General features: G+C 39.7%; 18 protein-coding genes. 15 read left to right on the top strand and 3 right to left on the bottom strand.

Translation table 11 applies throughout. The features are described from left to right. Positions 1 to 127: 127 nt before the first annotated feature. Positions 128 to 460 carry a met regulon transcriptional regulator MetJ gene (gene metJ, locus EMK97_RS09230; RefSeq protein WP_130601496.1) on the bottom strand — a complete coding sequence of 111 codons (333 nt, stop codon included), beginning with the start codon at positions 458 to 460 and terminating at the stop codon, positions 128 to 130. A 204-nt stretch (positions 461 to 664) separates the two neighbouring features. Between metJ and metB the strand changes: the two genes are divergently transcribed. The 4 genes from metB to EMK97_RS09210 all read left to right on the top strand — a co-directional run bounded on the left by metB (position 665) and on the right by EMK97_RS09210 (position 7,085). Next, positions 665 to 1,822 (top strand): cystathionine gamma-synthase, encoded by a 1,158-nt coding sequence (gene metB, locus EMK97_RS09225; protein WP_130601494.1) that lies wholly within the window; start codon positions 665 to 667, stop codon positions 1,820 to 1,822. A gap of 15 nt (positions 1,823 to 1,837) precedes the next feature. Continuing rightward, the gene (gene metL / locus EMK97_RS09220) at positions 1,838 to 4,366 is read left to right on the top strand and encodes a bifunctional aspartate kinase/homoserine dehydrogenase II (protein ID WP_130601492.1); all 2,529 of its coding nucleotides are present in this window, start codon (positions 1,838 to 1,840) and stop codon (positions 4,364 to 4,366) included. A 193-nt stretch (positions 4,367 to 4,559) separates the two neighbouring features. Then, the gene (locus tag EMK97_RS09215; protein ID WP_130601490.1) at positions 4,560 to 5,933 is read left to right on the top strand and encodes a hypothetical protein; all 1,374 of its coding nucleotides are present in this window, start codon (positions 4,560 to 4,562) and stop codon (positions 5,931 to 5,933) included. A gap of 33 nt (positions 5,934 to 5,966) precedes the next feature. After that, a complete protein-coding gene (locus EMK97_RS09210) occupies positions 5,967 to 7,085 on the top strand; it encodes an acetyltransferase domain-containing protein (protein ID WP_130601488.1) in 1,119 nt (372 codons plus the stop codon). On the opposite strand, the gene argE is transcribed toward EMK97_RS09210, so the two are convergent. Beyond that, positions 7,080 to 8,228: an acetylornithine deacetylase gene (gene argE, locus EMK97_RS09205; protein WP_130601486.1), complete on the bottom strand. Its 1,149-nt coding sequence runs from the start codon at positions 8,226 to 8,228 to the stop codon at positions 7,080 to 7,082. The two genes, EMK97_RS09210 and argE, sit on opposite strands and share 6 nt — an antisense overlap. Positions 8,229 to 8,506: 278 nt before the next feature. On the opposite strand from argE, the gene argC reads away from it, so the two are divergent. The 6 genes from argC to argA all read left to right on the top strand — a co-directional run bounded on the left by argC (position 8,507) and on the right by argA (position 16,109). After that, entirely contained in the window at positions 8,507 to 9,541 is a 1,035-nt protein-coding gene (argC, locus tag EMK97_RS09200; RefSeq protein WP_130601484.1) for an N-acetyl-gamma-glutamyl-phosphate reductase, read from the top strand. A gap of 9 nt (positions 9,542 to 9,550) precedes the next feature. After that, the gene (gene argB, locus EMK97_RS09195; RefSeq protein ID WP_130601482.1) at positions 9,551 to 10,321 is read left to right on the top strand and encodes an acetylglutamate kinase; all 771 of its coding nucleotides are present in this window, start codon (positions 9,551 to 9,553) and stop codon (positions 10,319 to 10,321) included. A gap of 57 nt (positions 10,322 to 10,378) precedes the next feature. Then, positions 10,379 to 11,344 carry an ornithine carbamoyltransferase gene (locus tag EMK97_RS09190; protein ID WP_130601480.1) on the top strand — a complete coding sequence of 322 codons (966 nt, stop codon included), beginning with the start codon at positions 10,379 to 10,381 and terminating at the stop codon, positions 11,342 to 11,344. Positions 11,345 to 11,560: 216 nt separating this feature from the next. Then, positions 11,561 to 12,790: an argininosuccinate synthase gene (locus tag EMK97_RS09185; RefSeq protein WP_130601478.1), complete on the top strand. Its 1,230-nt coding sequence runs from the start codon at positions 11,561 to 11,563 to the stop codon at positions 12,788 to 12,790. A gap of 32 nt (positions 12,791 to 12,822) precedes the next feature. Beyond that, positions 12,823 to 14,772: an argininosuccinate lyase gene (gene argH, locus EMK97_RS09180; RefSeq protein ID WP_130601476.1), complete on the top strand. Its 1,950-nt coding sequence runs from the start codon at positions 12,823 to 12,825 to the stop codon at positions 14,770 to 14,772. A 26-nt stretch (positions 14,773 to 14,798) separates the two neighbouring features. Next, on the top strand, positions 14,799 to 16,109 hold the full coding sequence (gene argA / locus EMK97_RS09175) for an amino-acid N-acetyltransferase (protein WP_425462192.1): 1,311 nt from the start codon (positions 14,799 to 14,801) through the stop codon (positions 16,107 to 16,109). 56 nt (positions 16,110 to 16,165) lie between these two features. On the opposite strand, the gene EMK97_RS09170 is transcribed toward argA, so the two are convergent. Further along, positions 16,166 to 18,697 carry a penicillin-binding protein 1A gene (locus EMK97_RS09170; protein ID WP_130601472.1) on the bottom strand — a complete coding sequence of 844 codons (2,532 nt, stop codon included), beginning with the start codon at positions 18,695 to 18,697 and terminating at the stop codon, positions 16,166 to 16,168. Between the two features lie 127 nt (positions 18,698 to 18,824). Between EMK97_RS09170 and EMK97_RS09165 the strand changes: the two genes are divergently transcribed. The 5 genes from EMK97_RS09165 to EMK97_RS09145 are packed head-to-tail and all read left to right on the top strand — an operon-like array spanning position 18,825 to position 23,780. Further along, positions 18,825 to 19,904, top strand: coding sequence for a pilus assembly protein PilM (locus EMK97_RS09165; RefSeq protein ID WP_130601470.1), 1,080 nt, complete (start codon positions 18,825 to 18,827; stop codon positions 19,902 to 19,904). After that, positions 19,892 to 20,482 carry a PilN domain-containing protein gene (locus EMK97_RS09160; RefSeq protein WP_130601468.1) on the top strand — a complete coding sequence of 197 codons (591 nt, stop codon included), beginning with the start codon at positions 19,892 to 19,894 and terminating at the stop codon, positions 20,480 to 20,482. The genes EMK97_RS09165 and EMK97_RS09160 overlap by 13 nt, the downstream gene beginning before the upstream one ends. A gap of 60 nt (positions 20,483 to 20,542) precedes the next feature. After that, positions 20,543 to 21,139, top strand: a complete 597-nt coding sequence (locus tag EMK97_RS09155) for a type IV pilus inner membrane component PilO (protein WP_246028918.1) — start codon at positions 20,543 to 20,545, stop codon at positions 21,137 to 21,139. Then, entirely contained in the window at positions 21,139 to 21,678 is a 540-nt protein-coding gene (locus tag EMK97_RS09150; protein ID WP_130601464.1) for a pilus assembly protein PilP, read from the top strand. Before EMK97_RS09155 ends, EMK97_RS09150 begins: the two co-directional genes overlap by 1 nt. Positions 21,679 to 21,689: 11 nt before the next feature. Next, a complete protein-coding gene (locus EMK97_RS09145) occupies positions 21,690 to 23,780 on the top strand; it encodes a type IV pilus secretin PilQ (protein WP_130604438.1) in 2,091 nt (696 codons plus the stop codon). The last annotated feature ends 33 nt before the right edge of the window (positions 23,781 to 23,813 follow it).

The following is a 23,813-nucleotide window of genomic DNA, read 5'->3' as shown; positions in this document are numbered from 1 at the left end:
ATTATAGGTATAGAAAAAGTTTATCAGCTTTGCATTCGATGTGAAATAAATCCGTGCCAAGCTAACAAAAAAGCCATAATGATTCAGTCATTATGGCTTTTTTTGCTAATTCAGTGATAGCAGCTTATTATTCTTCGTCTTTCTCTTCATAAGCACTAAAGTCAGTAATACCTTGTGCTTCTAGTAATCGACGTACGCTCGCCGGCAACTTTTCGTTATTATCTTTGGCTAAATCTTCATCATCTGGTAACGGTTGACCAGTAAAAGCATGTAAAAATGCTTCGCAAAGTAGTTCACTGTTGGTTGCGTGTCTTAAATTATTTACTTGGCGACGGGTTCTTTCGTCGGTTAATACTTTAAGTACTCGCAAAGGAATTGATACGGTAATTTTTTTAACTTGTTCGCTTTTTTTACCGTGCTCGGCATAGGGATTAATATACTCGCCATTCCACTGAGCCATGGAGATTCCTCTATAGTAGCTATTGTAATAATATATATTTTCTGGGGCTAGATTTTACCTTGTCGGAAAAGTGAGTCAAGTAGAAGTTTAGAAGTCTAAAATATCTTGACGCTTACAGTTAAAGTGTTTAGAGTTATAGACGTCCAAACATCTATACGTTTTTTTGAGTAAATGAGCGAATCTAGCTCATAAATGGAGAACACTATGTCGATTAAAAATATTACCACTTCGGCAGTACAAGCAGGCATTAATACTGATGAACATCACGGTGCAGTGGTACCTCCTATCCATTTATCTAGCACATACTCATTAAAAGGTTTCAATGAAAAACGAGAGTTTGATTACTCTAGAACAGGCAACCCAACTCGAGCAACCTTTGCTCAAGCCATTGCAGAGCTTGAGCAGGGTAGTGTTGGTATTGTCACTAGCACAGGCATGTCGGCCGTTCACCTTATTTGCCAGTTATTATCAACAGAAGATACTATTGTTATTCCTCATGACTGTTATGGCGGTAGTTTTAGGCTATTTACTCACCTAGCTCGTCGCGGCCAATTTAAGCTTGTTGTTGTTGATCAAAATGATGAAGCAGCATTTGCCCAAGCTTTAGCGCAAAAACCAAAATTAGTGCTGTTAGAAAGCCCAAGTAACCCGTTATTACGCTTAGTTGATATTGAAAAGCTAACTAAAGCTTGTCATCAAGTAGGCGCACTTGTTGCGGTCGATAATACGTTTTTATCACCAGCATTGCAGCAGCCATTAGCACTCGGTGCTGATATTGTTTTTCACTCCACCACTAAGTATATCAATGGTCATAGTGATGTTGTTGGCGGTGTTTTAGTCACAAAAGAACAGGCACTAGGTGAAGAGCTAGCCTGGTGGGCAAATTGTATTGGTATTACTGGTAGTGCTTTTGATAGTTTCTTAGCGTTACGTGGCTTAAAAACCTTACCGGTAAGAATGAAACAGCATCAAGAAAATGCTAATGAAGTTGCTAAATTCTTAAAACAGCACAGTGCAATTGACGCGGTTTACTTTCCAGGCTTTGCAGATCACCCAGGTCATGATATTGCCAAAAAGCAACAGCAAGGTTTTGGCGCTATGATGAGCTTTGAAGTAAAAGGTGGCGTTGAAGCGGTTAAAAAGTTATTTGCCAATGTAAAGTTATTTACATTAGCGCAATCACTCGGTGGTGTTGAAAGCTTGATAAGTCATCCATCAACCATGACTCATGCTGGTATGGAAATCGAAGCGCAGCTTGAAGCGGGTATCACGCAGTCATTAGTGAGAATTTCTGTCGGCATTGAAGATGTTAATGATATCATTGCAGATCTTAATCATGGTTTGAGCCAAAGCCAGTTGTAGTAGGTAGGAAAATTAATGACACAGACGCAATTAAATGTTGAACAGTCTAACGCAACAAGTTTTGACGCGGTAACAGAAAATCATTTGGCCAAGCATGCAATTCAAGTACATAAATTTGGTGGTAGTTCACTAGCATCAAGTCAATGCATAAATCGTGTGCTTGAAATAATTAAAAGCCACTGCCAAATCAATGATATTATTGTGGTTTCGGCCAATGGTGATACCACAGATCATTTATTTTCTTTATATCAGCTAGCGCAAGAGCAATTACAAGCAAGTTTAGAAGAGCAAGACCCAAGACCGTTAGAGGCTGCCGTAGCGGCGTTAAGCAAGCAGCAGCAAGCTTTAATCACAGAGCTATTAAATGCCAATAATGCTAAGCAGTTAATTCACTCTTTAGCGGCAGATATTGAACAGCTTAAAGCGTGGTTAACTGGTGATTTATCAGCGCATCACAATAATATTTTAGCCTTTGGTGAGTTGTGGTCTGCACGCTTATTATCTGCTTTGTTAAATGAAAAATTATGTCCTAGTAATAGTATTGATGCGCGAGACTTTCTTGTTATCGATAATGAGGTAGATTGTTTAGTTGATACTGCAACTAGTGCTGCGCAATTAAGACAGCATAGGCAATTTGGCAAACTTGCCGTGATCACTGGCTATATCAGTAAAGATGAGCGCGGTCATACCTGTACCTTAGGGCGCAATGGTAGTGATTATTCAGCAACCATTGTCGCCTCATTAGTGGATGCGAGAAATGTCACTCTTTGGACCGATGTTGACGGTATTTATAGTGCCGACCCTCGTATTGTACCAAGTGCGCGTAAATTGCACCGTTTACCTAATGGTGTAGCCAAAGAGCTTGGCCGTTTAGGTAACCCAGTACTGCATGCTAAAACCTTATTACCATTAATTAACCCGTTAACTGAGCATCACACCCATTTGCATGTTGCCAGTAGCTTTGATGCTCAGGTTGCAGGTACTGAAATAGGTAAATTTGGTCAGATAGCCAAACAAGAGCTATCGGTTACTTATTTAAATGATTTATTGCTTGCCCATTCAGAAAGTTTTATTGGCGAAGCGGCTAACAAGGTACGAGCTGAGTTTGCACCTATTTGTGTTGATGATAAGCAAGGCTTTGTGGTGATTACACAGGCTCAACAAAAAGCGTTAAGTCAATGGCTCGCAAGTCATGATACCGAAGTTAAATTTAATCCTGTGTCGATTATTGCCACCGTGGGCCATAAGGTGGCTGAACGTGGTGATATTAAAGCGCGCTTTAAGCGCAGCTTAAGATCTGTAAAACCATTACATTTAGTCAACAGTGACAATAGTCATAGTGTGATTGCGATATTGTCTGAGCCTTGTACACCGGAAATTCTTAATAATGTCCATCATGATATGACTAAAGATGCCCGTCATATTGGTTTAGTTGTTGCAGGTTTAGGTAATATTGGTCAGCGTTTTCTTGAGTTATTACCAAGTCAATTAGCTAAAGTAGAGGCACTTGAGAATACTCACTTGGTTGGTTTACTGTCTTCGAAGAAAGCACTGATTAACAATGATGGTATTGATGTGAACCAAGCTTTGTCTTTATTTGAGCAAGACTCACAAGGCTATGATAACCAGCAATTGCTCTCTTGGCTTAGCCATCACCCTTACGATGAACTTATCGTTGTTGATATTACCCCGAGCGAAGATTTTAGCTTGTTATATGAGCAGTTTTTTCAGCAAGGTATCCATGTTATTGGTGCTAATAAGTGGGCGGCATCTAGTAGCACAGCACATTACAATAATTTAATACAGCAAGCAGAGCGGCATCATAGTATTTGGCTTGGCAACACCACGGTTGGCGCAGGTTTACCGATTAATTTTGCCATTGATGATTTACGCCACAGTGGTGATGAAATTAATCAAATTGCCGGAATTTTCTCAGGCACTTTATCTTGGTTATTTGAAACCTATGATGGTAGTACTAGTTTTTCAAGTTTGATGTTAGATGCGTTACAGCAAGGTATTACTGAGCCAGACCCAAGAGAAGATTTATCAGGGCGTGACGTACAAAGAAAACTATTAATACTTGCTCGCAAAGCTGGTTTTGAGTTATCACTTGATGATATTGATTGTCAAAATTTGGTGCCAGAGCATTTACAAGCATTAGATACACAAGCGTTTCTTGCCAGAGCTGATGAATTAGATGAATTTTTTGCTGATCAGTTAGCCAGAGCAAATGCCGATAATGCATGCATTCGTTATGTTGCTAGATTACAAGCAACACCTCAAGATGATTCCGCTAATGGCCTTAAATTAACGGCGAAGGTTAGTTTAGAGGTATTAGCAAAAACTGATGCTTTTGCCAATTTAACGCCGTGCGATAATATATTTCAAATCAGTAGTCGCTGGTATCAAGATAATCCTTTGATTATTCGTGGCCCCGGTGCTGGGCGAGATGTTACCGCTGGCGGTTTGCATTCAGATTTGGTTAATATTTGCCAACAATTGGCAAGTAAACAAAACCAAGTGAAAATTAAAGGGATAAATTAGCCGCAACTTAGCGCAGTAATAGCTTGTACTGCGCTAAACTTTTTCCTGTTATCGCTATAGGGTTGTCATTAGCACTATAGTGAAAAATTTAGTTTCATCGGGAGTGTTGTAAAGGCTAAGCCACTATTGATTTTCTTAGTATTTGCTAGCATTATAAACTTATCTCAATTTCCGGATTTTGCTTTATTGAAGTATGCCTAGTGAATCTCCTACTCAAACATTCTTTACTCGCCAAGTCGCGCAGCTTTTAGATAAGATTTATGGCCGTACCCGTAAAGATTCTATGCTTGAAAGGGCAATTGCGTTCTTTGAAAATGATGAGTTTAGACCCTCAAATGAGCAGTTATCTGATAATGAGCTAGAGCTACAAAAGTTAGAACAAACAGAGCGTCACTCACATCTTAGCCATCTATGCGAAGAAATCATTGATTTAGCAGAAGGAGAAACCTTCGCTGAAAGTAATCGCAAATCGGCACAGTTATTGGGAACCATTCAATTATTAAGCCCTTGTGAGGGAAAAAAAGTCTCGTTAAATAATGAGTTATGCAAGTCACTCTATAAAGCAGTTTTGTGTTTACGTTTGTTAGATAAGCTTATTCTTGATGGCTTAGTGGTTGATAAGAATATTTTGGCTTATACCCAAGGGCTATCGACAGAACAATTTGAAAACTTTGCTTTGTATGATGCTGATAAACACCAGCGCTTTATTCAGCAAATTAAAGTGCCTTTGGTTATGTCTGCCTTGTTGCAAGATATAGGCAATTATCATCCGCAAGCGCAAGATATTATTTGTGGTAAAGATCGTAAGCAAAACCCGTTTCGGGTATTGGATGTTGAGAGCAGAAAGCAGCTATTGCAGGTAAATTATAAGGAAACTATCAAGTATTTACTGCAAGGCTTAGGCACGCCAAAGTTTGTTGGTAATACTAAGGCAGAAAGAGATCAGTTTCTTCAAGATGAAGCTGAAAAGCAGGCCTTTATTCAGCAATTATTGAAAAGTAGTGTCAACCCAAAAAATACCATAGGCAATTTGCTGAAAGTGCCGCAAATTTACACCTCAATTATTATGTCAACCAAGGATAGCTACAACTACAAGCTCTTGCCTCAGGTTTTTCAGGTGTTAAATAAAAATGCTGAAATTGGTGCCTGTTCGCAAAAGGTTGTTGATGCCTTATATAAAATTACCGGCATGTTTCCACAGGGCTTTGGTATTGTTTATATGCCAATTGATGAGTATGGCAATCAAGGGGATTGCTATGAGTACGCTATTGTTAATAGCTTATACCCTGAAAACCCTAAACACCCTATTTGCCGTATGGCCACAAGAAAGCTAGCTTTTATTGGTTACGGGCAAAACATCATTATTAGCCAAAAAAGTAATTTGTATTTTGCTCAGTCGGCTAAGAAGTTAGCTAGTTTAAGTAAAGAGCGTTTGAATGAAATTTTGGAGTTACTCAGTTCTAACTATAAAGAAAGACAAGAGTTAGATTTGTTGCCACGTTGCTGGCACGCCAATGAATATTTTTCAGTTAAAACAAATCAAAAATTGTGGACTAAGGTCGAATAAGTTTTTAATAGCACTTTAAATAAGGAAGTGAGCATGGCTAACTCTCAACGAATTTCTGCCATTGATTGGATGCGTGGTTTTGTCATGATTATCATGGTGCTTGATCATGTTTCCATGGCCTATAATGCTGAGCATTTAGCCAAAGATTCAGCAGCGAATTATGTGCCGGGCATGGCTTTGCCAGCAGCAGAATTTTTTACTCGCTGGATAAGTCATATTTGTGCGCCTGTGTTTGTTTTTCTAGCGGGTACCGCGCTAGCGATAAGTGTTGAGCGTAAATTGGCTAAAGGTTATGACAGCAAAGGTATAGATAAAGATATTCTACTGAGAGGCGCATTTATCGCCTTACTTGATCCAACAATTACCTCGATTTTTCAAGGGAGATTAACCTTTCAGGTGCTCTATGCCATTGGTGTCGCTATGATGTGTATGGCATTCTTTCGCCGTTTATCTACACCACAGTTATTATTTATAGCCTTTGCCTGGATTCTTGGCGGGGAGCTTGTTACCGCGCAATTTTGGTTTGTTAATGGTCAAGAGCAGTCGATTATCACGGCGCTATTAATTGGTAAATACTATACCTCTGACTTAAGTATTTCTTATGCTGCAGTTCCTTGGTTAGCCGTTATGATTATTGGCTGGGTTTTTGGCCGCTATATTTTAGATTTTGGTCAAGGTAAGGTCACTATGACACCTGCCAAACTATTAGTTATTACCGGTAGTTTAGCTTTAATTGCTTTTGTGGTTATTCGTTATCTAAATGGTTACGGTAATATGTTTTTATACCGTGAAGACTTTTCTTGGCAGCACTGGCTGCATGTGAGTAAATACCCGCCATCAGCCAGTTTTACTTTTCTAGAACTTGGGCTTATGGCGATTATTTTGGCCGGTATGATCAAGTTAGAGCAACGCATAGGTACTCGAGTAAATGGCGTTTTACTGGTATTTGGTCAAACGTCTATGATGTTTTATCTTGTCCATCGAATTTTCCTGACAGGTACTGCGACCTATGCAGGAATGAGTGACTTTACTGACTTGAAGATGACCTATGTGATTACGGGTATTTTACTCTTGTTACTCTACCCGTTTTGTTTATGGTATCGAGGCTTTAAGACAAAGCACCCAGATTCAGTTTGGTTAAAGTACTTATAAACAGTAGTGCTGAATTAAACGTGTTAGCGCTTTATTGGTTTTATCAATTTCACTATGCGCTAAGAACTCATTAGGCTGATGGGCTTGATTAATTGAACCAGGCCCCATCACTATGGTTTGACAACCTAATTGTTGAATAAAAGGTGCTTCAGTTGCATAGTTCACGGCACAGCAAGTATGACCGCTAATTTCTTCAGCAATATCAATTAAAGTGCTCGGCTTTTTTTGTTCAAAACTTGGGCTGCTTGGGTGCAACTCTTCAAACGAGATTCGTCCAGGGAATTTCTCAGCAAGCGGTTTTAATGCTTCGCTTAACCAGTGCAACAATTCATCATCAGTCATGCCAGGTAGCGATCTTAAATCAAGATCTAAATGACAGTGACCACAGATACGATTAGCATTATCACCACCAGAAATCGCGCCCATATTCAAGGTTGGACCTGGCACGTCAAACGCTTCATTTTTGTAGTTTAAATTAAACTTTTCTTTTAGCTGAATTAATTCACCAATAACTTGGTACATAATTTCAATGGCATTAACACCTAAATTTGGTTTACTTGAATGTCCTGATTGACCTTCAACACTTATGCGATGTGACATATGGCCTTTGTGCATGACCACAGGAACAAGCCCAGTAGGTTCGCCGATAACAGCAACATCAGGTTTTATCGTCTGACTTTGAGCAAAAAAGCGCGCCCCTGCCATGGTGGTTTCTTCATCTGCGGTTGCTAAAACATAGAGTGGCTTTTTCAGCATTTTAGCATCGAGGTTTTTACATACTTGCAATATGAAGGCAAAAAAGCCTTTCATATCACAAGTCCCTAAGCCGTAAAACTTATCGTCTTTATTTAAGACTTTATGGGGGTCAGATTGCCAGCGGTTTTCATCAAAAGGTACGGTATCACTATGACCAGCTAATAGTAAGCCGCCTTCGCCACTACCTAACTTAGCCAATAAGTTAAATTTATTGCTGGTGTGCGGTACAGGCTGAATTTCTATGGTGAAACCTAATTGCTCAAACCAAGTTGCCAATAGTTGAATTACCACTTCATTGCCCTGATCCCAACTCGCTTGTGTTGAGCTAATAGAAGAGCAAGCGATGAGTTGACTGAGGCTTTGGCTGAAGTTTGGCAGTTGATTCATAGAGTATTTCCGAACAAATTGAATATTTACTTAAATAATTATGCTTGATAGTTGCATAAGTACCCATAAAGTGCTAGTTTATCGGTACAGTGTAATTAACCTGCTTTCATAAGGCTACTTGAAAATGGCAATGCTTCAAAGAATGCGACGACGATAGAGATGAATTTTTAGTTTAGCTCTTTAGATAAGTAAGCTTGGGAGAGTTAGATTAGTTAGTTATTACTATTGGCATTAAGTTATTTGAATAAGTTTGCAATTGAAAAGTAGAGGGAAAAGGTTTGGCACAAGTTAAAAAAGTTGCCGTTATTGGGGCAAGTGGTTATGTAGGCGCAGAGTTAATCGGTTTACTTTGCCAACATGATAAAGTTTCATTGCAGCATTTAGTTGTTTCTGAAAATAGTACTTCCAAGGGGAAACTTTTCAGTGATCTTCATGGTCGCTGGCAGGGGATCTGTGATGTACCCTTGCAATCTTTTTCTCAAAGCTGGTTCGATGAATATGCAGCATCACTCGATGTTGTCTTTTTTGCTACCCCGCACGAATTTAGTGCTGATTGGGCGCAAGCTTTTGTTGATAAAGGCGTCAAGGTTTTTGATCTTTCCGGTGGCTTTAGACTTAAAAATGCGCAAGATTACCCACAATTTTATGGCTTTGAACATGCCAATACTCAGGCATTAGCTACAGCTAAATATGGCTTGGCAGAATGGCAAGCTGAAGATATTAAAAATACCTCTCTGGTAGCAGTACCTGGTTGTTATCCAACAGCGAGCTTATTAGCACTTAAACCTATTACCACGAATAATTTACATGTGGAAAATTCCCTGATTGTTGTAAATGGCATTAGTGGTGTTAGTGGTGCCGGGAGAAATGCCTCACTAGCGACTAACTTTAATGAAGTTAGCTTAACTGCCTATAACATCTTAAAACACAGACATCAGCCGGAGATTTCACAAGAAGCAGCCGCGCAAGTTATCTTTAATCCACATCTAGCACCTTATAAACGAGGTCTTTTAGCAACAGTTACTTTGCAGTTAAAAGCGGGTATCAGTCAAGCGCAGGTGAAGCAAGCTTTTGACGATGCTTATCAAAACAAGTCACTCGTTCGTTTAGTGGCAAGCTGGCCGAAAGTGGACAATGTCGCTCATACGCCATTTGCCGATATTCACTATCAGTTTGACCAAGATAAAGGTGTGCTCGTGGTCAGTTGCGCCATAGATAACTTGTTAAAAGGTGCAGCATCACAAGCTTTGCAGTGCTTTAACTTATCTCTCGATCTTGAAAGTCATTATTCGTTGTTGAATTACTCACATTAAGGAAAGCTTATGACTAAGCCATTAGTAATTAAAATAGGTGGTGCAATTTTAGAAAATGAATCTGCACTACAAGCGCTTTTGTCAGTTATCGCGACACTTAAGCAACACTCCGTTGTGCTTGTTCATGGTGGTGGTTGTGTCGTTGATGAAATGCTTAGTCAAGCAAATATGACAACAGAAAAAAAACATGGCTTAAGAGTTACGCCAAAAGACCAGATAAATATTATCAGTGGCGCATTAGCTGGCACGGTAAATAAAGCCATTGTCGCTAAAGCAAATAGTATGAAGCTTGCAGCCGTGGGTTTATCACTTAATGATGGTGACATGGTCAATTGTCAATTATCTCCTTTGGCCTTAGGTCAGGTGGGTGTACCTAGCTGTAATAACAGCAAGTTACTTGATGGCTTACTTAGCTCAGGCTTTTTGCCGGTTATTTCTTCTATTGGCGCACTCGATAATGGTGATTTGGTTAACGTAAATGCTGATGATGCTGCAGTTGTTATTTGTCAGTTACTCAATGCACAGTTGTTATTACTTACCGATGTTAATGGCGTCAAGGGCAGTGATGGTGAGTATTTGCCATCGCTAAATCAAGCGCAAGCGGATGAACTTATAGAGCAAGGGATTATTGCGGGTGGTATGACGGCTAAAGTGAATGCTGCGCTTAAAGCAGCAAATCAATTACGACGAAGTATCGCGGTTGCCAGTTGGCAGTCGCCGGAGCAAATTTCCCTTTTATTGGATGGTCAAGGTATAGGTACGCAAATAGCGCCTAATTAATTACTTTGCTCTCGTCTTAATTTGATAACTATAGTTGATAACCAAAGTTGAATAGATATGCCACAAAACAATACAGCATTAAGCCATTTTTTGGCTGATGACCAATTAACAAAAGCGCAAGTACAGGCGCTAATTAAGCTGGCGATTGAGATAAAAGCACAGCCTGAAAATTTTAACCAAGCCTTAGCTGGCAAATCAGTGGCGATGATTTTTGAAAAGCCTTCGCTAAGAACTCATGTCAGTTTTGATATGGGCATTGCTAAACTTGGCGGTCACGCCCTTTATTTAGGCCAGCAAAATGGCAAGTTAGGGGAGCGAGAGCGGGTTAGTGATTACGCAAAAAACTTATCTTGCTACGCAGATGCTATTGTTGCGCGTGTTTTTGAAAATAGCGCAATTGAAGGGTTAGCAGAGCATGCAAGCGTACCTGTGGTTAATGCTTTATGTGATTTATACCATCCATGCCAAGCGCTAGCAGATTTTGTTACCTTAACTGAAATCTTTGCACCTGACGATATACAAGATTTAGCTAAACTGAAACTCGCTTATGTTGGTGATGGTAATAATGTCTCAAATTCCTTGATGCTAATGGCTGCAATGTTAGGCTCAGACTTTACCTTGATATGTCCAGAGAATCATGGCCCTTCCCAAGCTATGCTAGATAAAGTACAGAGTATTGCTGCTCATTCTGGAGGCAATTTTTCATTCACAACTAATATTAATGAAATTGCTCAGCAAGATGCCATTTATACCGATACTTGGGTATCTATGGGCAATGAAGGGGCTGAAGATAAAGCTAAGCTGCTAAGTAAATTTGCGCCTTACCAAGTTAATCATGATTTGATGGCTAAAGCTAAGGCTGGTGTAGTTATGCATTGCCAGCCTGCGCATTTAGAAGAAGAAATTACAACCGCGCTTTTTGATGATGAAAACTACTCTGTAGTTTTTCAACAAGCAGAAAACAGAATGTGGGCTCAGGCGGCGGTTTTAGTTTCATTATTAAATCCTGCTCTAGCTAATTGATGAAATAGCTACGGCGAAAGTGCTCACTTAGGTTAACTAAGCTCCGCGCTTTCTTCTTGCTCTTTCAACTATTAGCTGACGATCAGACATTAATAAATATAAGCAGAATTTGATTTATCAAATTCACAGAAGATTAGAAATATTGAGAATTCAAAATTAATTAGGAGAACGAAATAGTCGCGCTTAGGCGAATATGATGTTCTGAAGGTAAAAAAAATGGCGTTAGCAAAGAAAAAACAGATTAAAAAAGTAGTATTGGCATACTCAGGTGGTTTAGATACCTCAGCAATTATCCCATGGTTGAAAGAGAATTATGATGGCTGTGAAGTAGTCGCTTTTTGCGCCGATGTTGGTCAAGGTGATGAAGAGTTAGAAGGTATTGTTGAAAAAGCTATTGCCTCGGGCGCTTCTGAATGTCACGTAGTTGATTTAAAAGAGGAATTTGTCAAAGACTATATTTACCCAATCTTAAAAACCGGCTCGGTATACGAAGGGCAGTACTTGTTAGGAACGTCGATGGCGCGCCCTGTGATTGCTAAAGCGCATGTTGAAGTTGCCTTAAAGGTTGGCGCGGATGCCGTTTGCCATGGTTGTACGGGTAAAGGGAATGATCAAGTGCGTTTTGAGTCATGTTTTGCTGCGCTTGCACCTGAGCTAACAGTAATTGCTCCTTGGCGTGAATGGGATATGGTGTCACGTGAAGATTTATTAGATTATTTGGCTGAGCGTGATATTCCTTGTTCGGCATCATTAACCAAAATTTATAGCCGCGATGCTAATGCTTGGCATATTTCTCATGAAGGTGGTGAGCTTGAAGACCCATGGTGTGAGCCGTCAAAAGCAGTGTGGACTATGACAGTTGACCCACTTGATGCGCCTGATACACCAGAAACGGTACAACTTAGCTTTGAAAAAGGTGAGTTAGTAGCGGTTGACGGTAAATCATTATCTGCCTATGAAGCGTTAATGTACTTAAATGATAAAGCGGCAGTACATGGCGTTGGTCGCATTGATATTGTTGAGAACCGTTTAGTGGGGATGAAGTCTCGTGGTTGCTATGAAACGCCAGGTGGCACAGTATTAATGGCGGCATATAAAGGTTTAGAAACATTAATTTTAGATAAAGAGTCATTGAAGTTTCGTGAGTCTGTCGGTTTAGAATTTTCTCATGTAATTTATGATGGCCGTTGGTTTACACCATTGGCGAAAGCACAGCTTGCGGCAGCTGCTTCATTTGCTGAGCAAGTTACTGGTGATGTTGTCGTTAAAATGTACAAAGGTAATGCCACGGTTACCCAGCGTCGTTCACCAAACAGCTTATACTCAGAAGAGTTTGCTACTTTTGGTGCCGATGATGTTTATGATCAAAAGCATGCTGAAGGGTTTATTCGTTTATTTAGTTTATCAAGTCGCATCACTGCACTTTCACAAAAAGACACTAAGTAAAACAGGTAAAACAAATTTAAAAGGTAAATATCATGGCATTATGGGGCGGTCGCTTTAAAGAAAAAGCGAGCTTACAGTTTAAAAAATTCAATGATTCCTTGCCGGTTGATTACCGCATGGCAGTGCAAGATATTGTTGGCTCGATTGCTTGGGCGCAAGCAATTCATGAGGTTGGCGTGTTAAATGATGATGAGTTATCACGATTAACTGATGCGCTTAATGAACTTAAGGCTTCTGTTGAACAAGATCCAAAGCAGATTTTACTTTCTGACGCTGAAGATATTCATAGCTGGGTAGAAATCCAGCTGATTGAAAAAACGGGCGATTTAGGGAAAAAGCTGCATACAGGCCGTAGCCGTAATGACCAAGTTGCGACAGATTTAAAGCTGTGGTGTAAAGAAACGGGTGGCGATTTACTGTTTGCCTTGGTGAATTTACAGCAGGCGATGATGAATCTTGCCGAGCGTGAAAAAGATACTGTGTTACCAGGTTATACCCATCTGCAAAGGGCACAACCCGTGACCTTTGGTCATTGGTGCTTAGCTTATGTTGAAATGTTCAATCGCGATATAGGCCGTTTAAAAGATGCGCTATATCGTTTGGATGTCTCGCCATTAGGCTCAGGGGCATTAGCTGGAACTGCTTACCCCATTGATCGTAATGCTTTAGCGCATCGTCTTGGCTTTAGAACTGCGACCATGAATAGTCTTGATGCTGTTTCAGATCGTGATCATGTTATTGAGCTGTTATCTGCGGCCAGTGTTTCTATGATGCACCTTTCGCGTTTTGCTGAGGATCTCATTTTCTATAACTCTGGTGAAGCGGGTTTTGTGGAAATGAGTGATTTGGTTAGTTCCGGTTCATCATTAATGCCGCAAAAGAAAAATCCAGATGCTTGTGAGTTAATTCGTGGTAAAGCCGGTCGTGTTTTTGGCTCATTAACAGGTATGTTAACCACCATGAAAGCCCTGGCTCTTGCCTACAATAAAGATATGCAAGAAGACAAAGAAGGTTTGTTTGATGCTATGGATACTTGGCTTGAGTGTATGGAAATGGCGGTTTTAGTGGCAGATGGTTTAAAGGTGAATCGCTCTCGTACACTAGCGGCAGCGCAGCAAGGTTACGCTAATGCCACTGAGCTTGCAGATTACTTGGTAGGTAAAGATATCCCGTTTAGGGAAGCGCATCATATTGTTGGTGAAGTGGTTTTAGCTGCGATTGATAAAGGTGTACCGCTGGAAGATTTAACGCTGACACAGCTACAAGCTTTTAGTGACACGATAGAGCAAGATGTTTATCAACATTTATCAATAGAATCTACTTTAGATAAGCGTGAAGCACTTGGTGGTACGTCACGAGCACAAGTTGAAAAAGCATTAGCGTCGACTCAGTCAAATTATCAGCAAGGTAAAGAAGATATTTTAAATGAACAAGTGGTTGGCGCGCCGGGTAAGCAGCAAATTAATGTGGCATTAAAGCAAGTGCAGCAGCGTTTAAATGCTCAGCGCGCCGCAGCTATGTCGGTGCGTCGGGCAAAAATGTCAGATGTTGACAGCATTCATGCTTTGGTAAATTACTGGGCTGATAAAGGCGAGATATTGCCACGTAGTCGCGATAATGTCATCCATGATATTCAAAACTTTGTTGTGGCTGAGTTAGATGGCGTTGTTGTTGGCACAGCATCTTTATATATCTACCAAACAGGACTTGCAGAAATTCGTTCGGTTGTTGTTAAGCAAAGTGCTCAGCAGCAAGGGCAAGGTCAAGCGTTAGTGCAATATTTGCTTGAGTTTGCTCATCAGATGGAATTAGAAAAAATTATTGTACTTACCTACATTCCACAATATTTTACTCAGCTTGGTTTTAACTTAATCGATAAGCATTCGTTAGCTGATAATATTATTGAAGATAGTGAGCCAAGCCCGCACAAAGATCCTGATGATGAAGTGGCGATGGAATACATTGTTGGCCAAGGTAAATAATAAGTTGAGCCTAAATGATGGACAATATAACTAATAGCGAACAAAACTACGTTAAGTGGTTTAGAAATGCTGCGCCGTACATTAATGCGCATCGTGGAAAAACCGTGGTCTTGATGTTTGGTGGTGAAGCGGTAACGCACCCAAATTTTGCCAATATTATTCATGATATTTCTTTGTTGCGTAGCTTAGGCGTAAAGCTGGTTGTTGTGCATGGTGCTAGACCGCAGATTGAAGACCGTATTGCGGGAAGGGGCATTGAAAGACGAGTTGAGAATAATGTTCGAGTAACTGACGCTGATACCTTAGTTGCAGTGAAGGATGCCACGGGCTCTTTGCGTTTGCATATAGAAGCGTTATTAACCACAGGCTTAGCTAATTCCCCTATGCATGGCTCGCAAATTCGCGTGAGTACAGGTAACTTTGTTATCGCTAAACCTATGGGGGTACGTGATGGCGTTGACTTTAAGTACACAGGCTCAGTACGAAGAATTGACTCTGATGGCATTAATATGCAGCTTGATTACGGCTCTATTGTGCTGCTCTCACCAATAGGTTATTCACCAACAGGAGAAGTATTTAACCTTGCGCTTGAAGATGTTGCCACGCAAACAGCCATTGCCTTAAAAGCAGATAAGTTGATTGCCTTAACGGATGAAGCGGGCTTGATGGATAAGTCAGGGGAGCTTATTCGTAGTTGCAGTGTTAGAACGGTGCGCACTTTATTAGATGAAAATGATTGTCACGTTAGACAATTGTTATTACGGGCAATTATTCAAAGCGGTGAGCATGGCGTTGAAAGGTGTCACTGTGTTAGCTATCAAAGTGATAGTGCGTTGTTGCAGGAGCTTTTTACCCGAGATGGCTCCGGTACTTTGATTGCACAAGATCATAAAGAGCAATTACGTACAGCAACAATAGATGATGTTGGCGGCATTTTAGAACTCATTGCGCCCATGGAAGCGGAAGGCATTTTGGTTAAACGCTCACGTGAGTTATTAGAGATTGAAATATCGCAGTTTATTATTATTGAAAAAGAGGATGTTATTATCGCTTGTGCTGCGTTATATCCTTATACCGATGCTGGCTGTGGTGAGCTAGCATGCGTGGTGACTCATCCTGATTATCGCGGTGGCAATAGAGCGCTTAGACTGTTAAATGCAATAGAAAAAGAGGCTAAAAAACATCACTTGAATAAGCTGTTTGTGTTAACTACTGTCAGTGCTCATTGGTTTCAAGAGCAGGGCTTTGTTGAAACGGCGATTGCTGCTTTGCCTAAAGGTAAGCAGCAAATGTATAATATTCAACGTAACTCAAAAGTATTTATTAAAGATATTTAATTGCCATAGTTGATTTAGTTGATTTCGTTCGCCAAATGAATATTTGGCGAACGTCTTTAAAATAACTCTTCTTCCTGTTTAGTACCACTGCCATCAAGTATATCGCTACTAGAGTCTTGGCTGACATATTCTGTTGGCGCTGTACCTAATTTAAAGTATTCAAATTGACTGGTTTTATTGGTTGAGGTTGTTAGCTTGCCTGTTGCTTTATCTATTCTGACTGAAACAATTTCAGCAGGTGGTTCAAATGGCTCTACATTTTGATCTTCTAGGGCAACTTTCATAAAAGCAATCCAAGCAGGTTGTGCTGATTTGGCACCAAACTCTTTACCTGTGATCTGGTTTTTGCCCAAATTATTGTTATAAACGGTTTGACCTAAGTTTCTGCTCGGATCATCAAAGCCTATCCAAGAGGTGGTAACTAAATGCTTGCTAAAGCCCGAAAACCACGCGTCTTTTGCTTCATTGGTAGTTCCTGTTTTACCAGCAATGTCTCGACGGTTTAATGTTCTTGCCCGCCAGCCTGTTCCTTGCCAACCGTCAGCTACTGACCAATCTGCTCCCCAAATTGCACTATTTAATGCGTCAGCAATCAAAAAGGCATTTTGTGGGCTAATGACGCGCTCAGCCTCTTTGATTTGAGTTGGTTTTAATTTGTTTGTCTCTACTTTAGTGGGCTCGAGTAATGGCTCAACTTCAGAGGTACAAGGCTGACACGCTAGCGCAGGGTTTGCTTGATAAACAACCTCGCCTTCCGAGTTTTCAATTCGATCAATTAAATAGGGCTCTATTAGAAAGCCCCCGTTTGCGAAAGTCGCGAAACCTGTCGCAACTTCTAGTGGTGTTAATGACGCTGAGCCAAGCGCTAGGGATTCATTGCGAGGTAATTCATCGGGGGAAAAACCAAAAGCTGACAAGTGATCAATGATATTATCTAAACCAACACTTTTAAGTAAACGAACGGCGATGACGTTTTTAGATTGTGCTAATGCTAACCTTACTCGCATGGGGCCAGCGTAAGTTTCTGGTGAGTTTTTAGGACGCCAAACTATACCAGCGCTTTTGTCCCATTGGTTAATGGGGGCATCGTTAACTAGCGAGGCTAGGGTATAGCCATTTTCTAAAGCGGCAGAGTAAATAAACGGTTTAATATTTGAGCCTACTTGTCTTTTTGCTTGAGTTACACGGTTAAATTGGCTTTGTTTAAAGCTAAAACCGCCAACTGCAGCCTGTATTGCGCCATTATCTGGGGAAATAGACACCATAGCAGCACTCGCTTGTGGTAATTGGCTGAGCTTATAGTCTCCGTTTGGGTTTTGAACCACTAAAATAACATCACCATATTGTAAAATTTCGCCTGCGGTTTTTGGGGGAGTATCTTGTTTTTGATCGCTAATAAAAGCTCGAGCCCAAGATAAGCCAGGCCAATTGATTTGAGCTATTTGTTGGTTTTTCAGGGTTATTTCAACTGACTGCTCGTCAACCTTAGTGACAACAGCAGGTATTAGGTTTTGATAAGAAACAACAGAATTTAAAGTTTGTTCAATCTCTTCGCTGGATAAAGGTGTTATTGCAATTGATGTATCACTTTGCTGATCTTGCTCGTTGTTTTTTGCTCTTAAAGAAGCAATTGCGCCTCGATAACCATGTCGCTGATCATAATTGAATAAATTTTCGGTGACGGCTTGTTGAGCCGCTGTTTGTAGCTTGGCACTGACTGTTGTATAAACTTTATAGCCGTTTGTATAAGCTTGCTCTTTGCCGTATCGCTCTAACATTTTTTGATGTGCCATTTCTGCAACATAAGGAGCATCTAATTCTATTTCAGCACCATGCTTTTTAGCTGTGATTGGTGCACTCTTAGCCTCTAGGTATTCTTCTTCTGAAATGTAATCACTTACTAACATACGTTGCAGTACTACGTTTCTACGAGCTTTAGCTCGTTGTGGAGAGCGTATCGGATTTAATGTTGAAGGTGCTTTTGGCAAGCCAGCTAAAACAGCAATTTGCGCTAATGAAAGCTCACTAAGCTCTTTACCATAATATACCTGTGCGGCGGCGGCAAAACCAAAAGTTCGGTGTCCTAAAGCTATTTTGTTAATGTATAGAGAAAGTATTTCATCTTTAGTCAGCAAGCTTTCAATATGGAAAGATAGAAATATCTCCCTAATTTTACGAATATAAGTTTGCTCTCTTGTGAGGAAAAAGTTACGTGCAACCTGCATGGTGATAGTACTAGCACCGCCTTTGTTTTGCCCCATTAATTGACCTAGTACCGCACGTGTCATCCCGATAGGGTCAACGCCAAAATGTAGATAGAATCTGTCATCTTCAGTAGCGAGTAAGGCATCTATCAATTGCTGTGGTACTTGCTCTAACGGTATAGGTTCTCGTTTTTTCTCACCAAATTGAGATATCAGTAAGCCATCGCTGCTGTATATTTGCATGGGGGTTTGCCACTGCACGTCCTTAAGAGAGTTAACATTGGGTAATTCATCGCGCAAATTGAGATAAAGTATAAAAGTCGCTAGACTAAGCAAAAAGATAACTATAAAACTGATTTTTAATAAATTCTTTAAAGAAAACACAATTAAAACTCAAATATTGGATAAAAATGTAAGATAATACTAGTATATCGTGTAAAAGCATGTAATAAATGTATTTATGCGCATTTTGCGTCTAAAATAATTAGAAAAATAAAATTTGTGGGCTGTTATGCTAGACAATTTATGGAAAAAGAAAATCCCGATGATGGTAGGAATCGATATCGGTTCGCATTCAGTGAAAGCTGTACTACTTAGTCAGGGAGCTGAGGGTTATGTACTTGAGGACTATGCGATTGAGCCTATGCCTCGAGGTGCCGTGATCGATCGAGAAATTCAAGATATTGAAGCTGTCGGTAGTGTTATTGAAAAAATTCGTAAGAATATTTCAAGTAAGGCGACTGATGCAGCTGCAGCGGTCTCTGGGCAGACAGTAATCACCAAAGTAATATATATGGATGTATCGCTAACCGAAGAAGAGTTAGCTAGCCAAATTGAAATAGAAGCAGATAGCTTAATTCCATACCCTCTAGATGAAGTAAGCCTTGATTTTGAATCATTAGACGTTAACGAATCAGATCCAAGCAAAATGAATGTACTGTTAAGTGCAGCTCGTACTGAGTCTATCGAAGCGCGGGTAGCAGCACTTGATGCAGGTAATTTTACTGCTAAGGTCATTGATGTTGAGTCTTACGCAGTGGGCAGAGCTTACGATTTATGTTTGCCACAACTGCCCGATGATGCCAAAGATAAAATGGTGGCGATTGTCGATATTGGCGCCACTGTAACCTTATTTTCAGCCACAAACGCTGGCAAGCATATTTACAGCCGTGACCAAATGTTTGGCGGTGAGCAATATACTCGTTCAATTGTTTCTTATTACAATAAATCATTTGATGATGCCGAAGACGCTAAGTTATCTAATGAACTTCCTCCCAATTATACCTTTGAGGTGTTAGCACCGTTTCATACGGTATTGATGCAACAAATTCGACGTGCCATACAGATGTTTTTGACAACTAGTGGTCAAGATAAGGTTGATTATTTGATCATATCTGGAGGGACAGCATCATTAGAAGGCGTTGAATCACTACTTTCTGAAGAGTTAGGGATTCATACGGTTATTGCTAATCCTTTCAATGATATGTTCATTGCAGATTCGATTAATAAAGAACAACTTGCTAATGTCGCACCTCAATTAATGGTTGCTACAGGATTAGCTTTAAGGAGTTTTACGCCATGGCACATATAAATCTGCTTCCTTGGCGAGAAGCAGCGCTCAAGGCAAAAGAGAAGGAATATTATACTATATTGACGGCAGTAAGCTTATTTGCTTTTGTTATTGTACTCGCAGTTAACTTTTACTTTCAGTCACGTATTGATGGTCAAAATAGTCGAAATCAATTTTTGAAAAATGAAATAGCTCAGCTTGATATACAAATTGCTGAAATAAAGACGCTTAATGAGAAGAAGGAAGCGCTGCAAAAGCGTATCGATGTAATTGAGCAATTACAGCGTAGCCGTAACGTTGGTACTCAAGTATTGGATGAAATAGCCAAGATTATTCCAAGCGGTATTTATATAACTGAATTGGAAAAACAAGGTAATAGTGTTCAATTGACCGGAAAAAGTGAGTCGAACAATCACCTTGCAAATATGATTAGGGCAATTGAACTTTCAGATTTATTATCAGATGCAACGCCTGAGTCAATTACTGCAGATGATGGCTCTCCTAAGCTGCTAAGCGAATTTAAGATGAAAGTTAAAATTAAAGGTTTAGTAGATGAATCCGCTACAGCGTCAGTAAATAAAAGAGCGAGGAAAAGATAATGATAAATAATGATTTATTTCATATCCTTGCTACGAAAATGAATGTGCTTGGAGGTCATTGTGAAGTTTGATGCATCTCAATTTGACAACCTAGAGTTAGAGAATATAGGACAGTGGCCTGCTGCGGCAAAGTTGTTGCTGGCTATTTTCGTCGGTGTCGCTGTGTTATTTGGCGGCTACTTTTTTATCATCAGTGATAAGATTGATTTACTTGATAGGGTTCAGAAAGAAGAAGTAAAGTTAAAACAGTCATATCGATCTAAGTATCATATTGCTGCTAATTTGGATTTATTTAGAGCACAAATGATAGAAGCGGAAGATACTTTTGCTAATCAATTACGTAGCTTACCTAATAGTCATGAAACACCTGGTTTGCTTGATGATATTACCTTTGTTGGTACAACAAGTGGTTTAGATTTTGTTAAGTTAGAGTGGCAACCAGAAATTAGTAAAGAAATATATATTGAATTACCAATTGATATTGAAGTGATAGGTCCATATCACTCTTTTGGTCACTTTGTTAGTAAAATTGCAGGTTTACCGCGAATTGTTACCTTACATGATTTTAAAATTAACCTCGCGCAATCTGACAGTGAAACCTTGAACTTGAAGTTACAAGCGAAAACGTATAGGTATCAAGAAGAGGTGACAGAGTAATGAAAAATATTATTCTTAAATTGTGTGTAGTAGCAACTTCACTTCAATTAGCTGGCTGCTTTGATGATACCAGTGATATCAAAGACTATATGGAGCAAGTGAAAGCAAAAACGACTAGACATATTGACCCTATGCCTGAAGTAAAGCCATTTCACCATGTGGCTTATGCTGCTAGTGACTTGCGTAGTCCTTTTGTTTTGCCAAAAGCTGAAGTAATACAGCAGAAAATGCAGCAAATGTCTGGTTGTTTAAGTCCTGATGTTAGCAGAAGAAAGCAACCGCTTGAAAAGTATGCGTTATCTGATCTAACCATGAGAGGGACCTTAGGGGATGAAGGGGCTTTATGGGCATTGGTAGAAGCTTCCGACTTAACTTTACATAGGGTATCTATTGGAAATTACCTTGGGTTGTACAATGGGCGAATTACTGACGTGAACACTAAAAGTGTGAAAATTATAGAATTATCTCCTGATGGAGCTGGATGCTGGGTAGAGAGAGAAGCCGAGTTGAAAATTGTTAAATCAGAGTCAAACAAGTAAAGGACATCATGATGCTATTTAATCTAACAAAAAATTATAAAGGCTTTACTGCTGTAAAAACACTCTGGTTTGCAATGTCCTTATTGGTTGCGTTAATTCCTTTTGTGGCAACAGCTAATGATGAACAACGGAATGAGTTAGTGGATATTTCTCATAATACCATCCAAAGTGATCGCTTAGAGTTGGTTTTTTCATTTGCAGATGAGATATCGACTTTACCAGAGGTTAAGTCTTCTATGTCACCAGCAATGGTGGAGGTATTATTTGAAGCCGGTGCTTTTGCTGAAAAGTTTAAGAATACAGTCATAAACCATGCAGGTGTTAAAGGTGTTACTTTAACCTCTAGAGACGGTATTGTTGTCGCTAAAATTGATTTAGAAAAATTATCGGTTTTTGATGTGGCTTTAAATGCTAACCAATTTTCCGTTACCTTTAATTATGGTGATTCTGCAGAAATTGTGGAACAGTTAAGTCCAGCAGGTGAGCAGTTTATTAATAATGTCAGCTCGATTGATTTTAGACTAAGCGAAGACAATGATGCTCAGGTATTAGTTTATTTAGATGACAGCTCAGTTGCGGTTGATGTAAATGATAAATTAGGCAAGGTAAATATTGAATTTCACAATACAGAAATTGCCGAAGAGTTATTGTATCAATTAGATGTAACTGATTTTGGTACTATTGTTAAAGGTATTGAAACCTTTAAAGAAGGCAGAAATGCTAAAGTTGTAGTAGATGTATCTACAGCCTTTACCTTTTCTCATAAGCAAGAAGCAGATTTATTTGTTTTAACTGTTAAGAAAGAAGCTGAAAAGCCACCGAGTTATTTAGGTGAGACAGATGAATTTAACGGTAAAAATATTTCATTAAACTTCCAAGATATCCCCGTAAGAACTGTTTTACAAATTATTGCTGATTACAATGAGTTTAACTTAATTACGAGTGATACAGTAACAGGTAATATTACCTTACGTTTAGATGGTGTTCCTTGGGATCAAGCTTTAAGTATTATCTTAAAAGTTAAAGGTTTAGATAAACGCATGCAAGGTAATATCTTAATGGTTGCGCCAAGTGATGAACTAGCAGCACGTGAAGCGCAAACATTACAAGCTCAGCAACAGGTTGAAGAGCTAGCGCCTTTATATTCAGAGTATGTTCAAATTAACTATGCTAAAGCAGCCGAATTTGCCGACTTAATTAAGAACGAAGATACCAGTATTCTTTCATCACGAGGCAGTGTTTCTGTTGATGAACGCACCAATACCTTATTAATTCGTGATACGGCTAAAAGTATTGAAGATATCAAGCGTATGGTGACTATACTTGATATCCCAGTGCGTCAGGTGGTTATAGAAGCACGTATGGTAACTGTTCAAGATAATTTGAATGAAGAATTAGGTATTCGTTGGGGGGTTACTAATACTGATGGTGAGTATGCGACATCAGGCTCAATTGAAGGTACACATACAGCAAATGGTATCCAACCGGGAGACAGCCCTAGTGCACCTTCTATTGCAGATGGTATGAATGTTAATTTACCTGTAACTGGAGCTGCTGGTACTATCGCATTTCAGGTGGCAAGGCTTGCCAATGGCACTATTTTAGATTTGGAATTATCAGCACTTGAGAAAGAAAATAAAGGTGAAGTGATTGCTAGTCCGCGTATTACCACGGCGAACCAAAAAGAAGCTTATATTGAACAAGGTGTTGAAATCCCTTATCAAGAAGCAGCTTCAAGTGGTGCCACCTCTGTTTCGTTTAAAAAAGCGGTATTAAGTTTAACGGTAACACCTCATATAACCCCTGATGATAAGATTATTTTGGATTTAGTAGTAACACAAGATACGGTATCAGAAGTTAGAAGTGGTGTGGCACCCGCTATCGATACACAACGTATAGGTACACAAGTATTGGTTAATAACGGTGAGACAATTGTTCTTGGTGGTATATATCAGCAAGCAATAATAAGTTCAGTTACTAAGGTTCCTGTACTTGGCGATATTCCTTACTTTGGTTGGGCATTTAGAACAACTACTGATTCAAATCAGAAAAAAGAATTGTTGATCTTTGTAACACCACGAATCGTAACAGAACACTTCTAATCACCATAACATTGTCGTTAGGTGGTGACTTTT

Origin of the sequence: Litorilituus sediminis (genome assembly GCF_004295665.1) — a bacterium.
Lineage (GTDB): Bacteria > Pseudomonadota > Gammaproteobacteria > Enterobacterales > Alteromonadaceae > Colwellia > Colwellia sediminis.
The sequence above is the reverse complement of the archived record's forward strand: the minus strand, read 5'-3'. Positions and strand labels throughout refer to the sequence as shown.

Excerpts from the sequence above, each read along its gene's own strand:
- metJ (WP_130601496.1), bottom strand. The coding sequence starts at position 460 with ATGGCTCAGTGGAATGGCGAGTATATTAATCCCTATGCCGAGCACGGT.
- metB (WP_130601494.1), top strand. The coding sequence starts at position 665 with ATGTCGATTAAAAATATTACCACTTCGGCAGTACAAGCAGGCATTAAT.
- metL (WP_130601492.1), top strand. The coding sequence starts at position 1,838 with ATGACACAGACGCAATTAAATGTTGAACAGTCTAACGCAACAAGTTTT.
- EMK97_RS09215 (WP_130601490.1), top strand. The coding sequence starts at position 4,560 with ATGCCTAGTGAATCTCCTACTCAAACATTCTTTACTCGCCAAGTCGCG.
- EMK97_RS09210 (WP_130601488.1), top strand. The coding sequence starts at position 5,967 with ATGGCTAACTCTCAACGAATTTCTGCCATTGATTGGATGCGTGGTTTT.
- argE (WP_130601486.1), bottom strand. The coding sequence starts at position 8,228 with ATGAATCAACTGCCAAACTTCAGCCAAAGCCTCAGTCAACTCATCGCT.
- argB (WP_130601482.1), top strand. The coding sequence starts at position 9,551 with ATGACTAAGCCATTAGTAATTAAAATAGGTGGTGCAATTTTAGAAAAT.
- EMK97_RS09190 (WP_130601480.1), top strand. The coding sequence starts at position 10,379 with ATGCCACAAAACAATACAGCATTAAGCCATTTTTTGGCTGATGACCAA.
- EMK97_RS09185 (WP_130601478.1), top strand. The coding sequence starts at position 11,561 with ATGGCGTTAGCAAAGAAAAAACAGATTAAAAAAGTAGTATTGGCATAC.
- argH (WP_130601476.1), top strand. The coding sequence starts at position 12,823 with ATGGCATTATGGGGCGGTCGCTTTAAAGAAAAAGCGAGCTTACAGTTT.
- EMK97_RS09165 (WP_130601470.1), top strand. The coding sequence starts at position 18,825 with ATGCTAGACAATTTATGGAAAAAGAAAATCCCGATGATGGTAGGAATC.
- EMK97_RS09160 (WP_130601468.1), top strand. The coding sequence starts at position 19,892 with ATGGCACATATAAATCTGCTTCCTTGGCGAGAAGCAGCGCTCAAGGCA.
- EMK97_RS09150 (WP_130601464.1), top strand. The coding sequence starts at position 21,139 with ATGAAAAATATTATTCTTAAATTGTGTGTAGTAGCAACTTCACTTCAA.
- EMK97_RS09145 (WP_130604438.1), top strand. The coding sequence starts at position 21,690 with ATGCTATTTAATCTAACAAAAAATTATAAAGGCTTTACTGCTGTAAAA.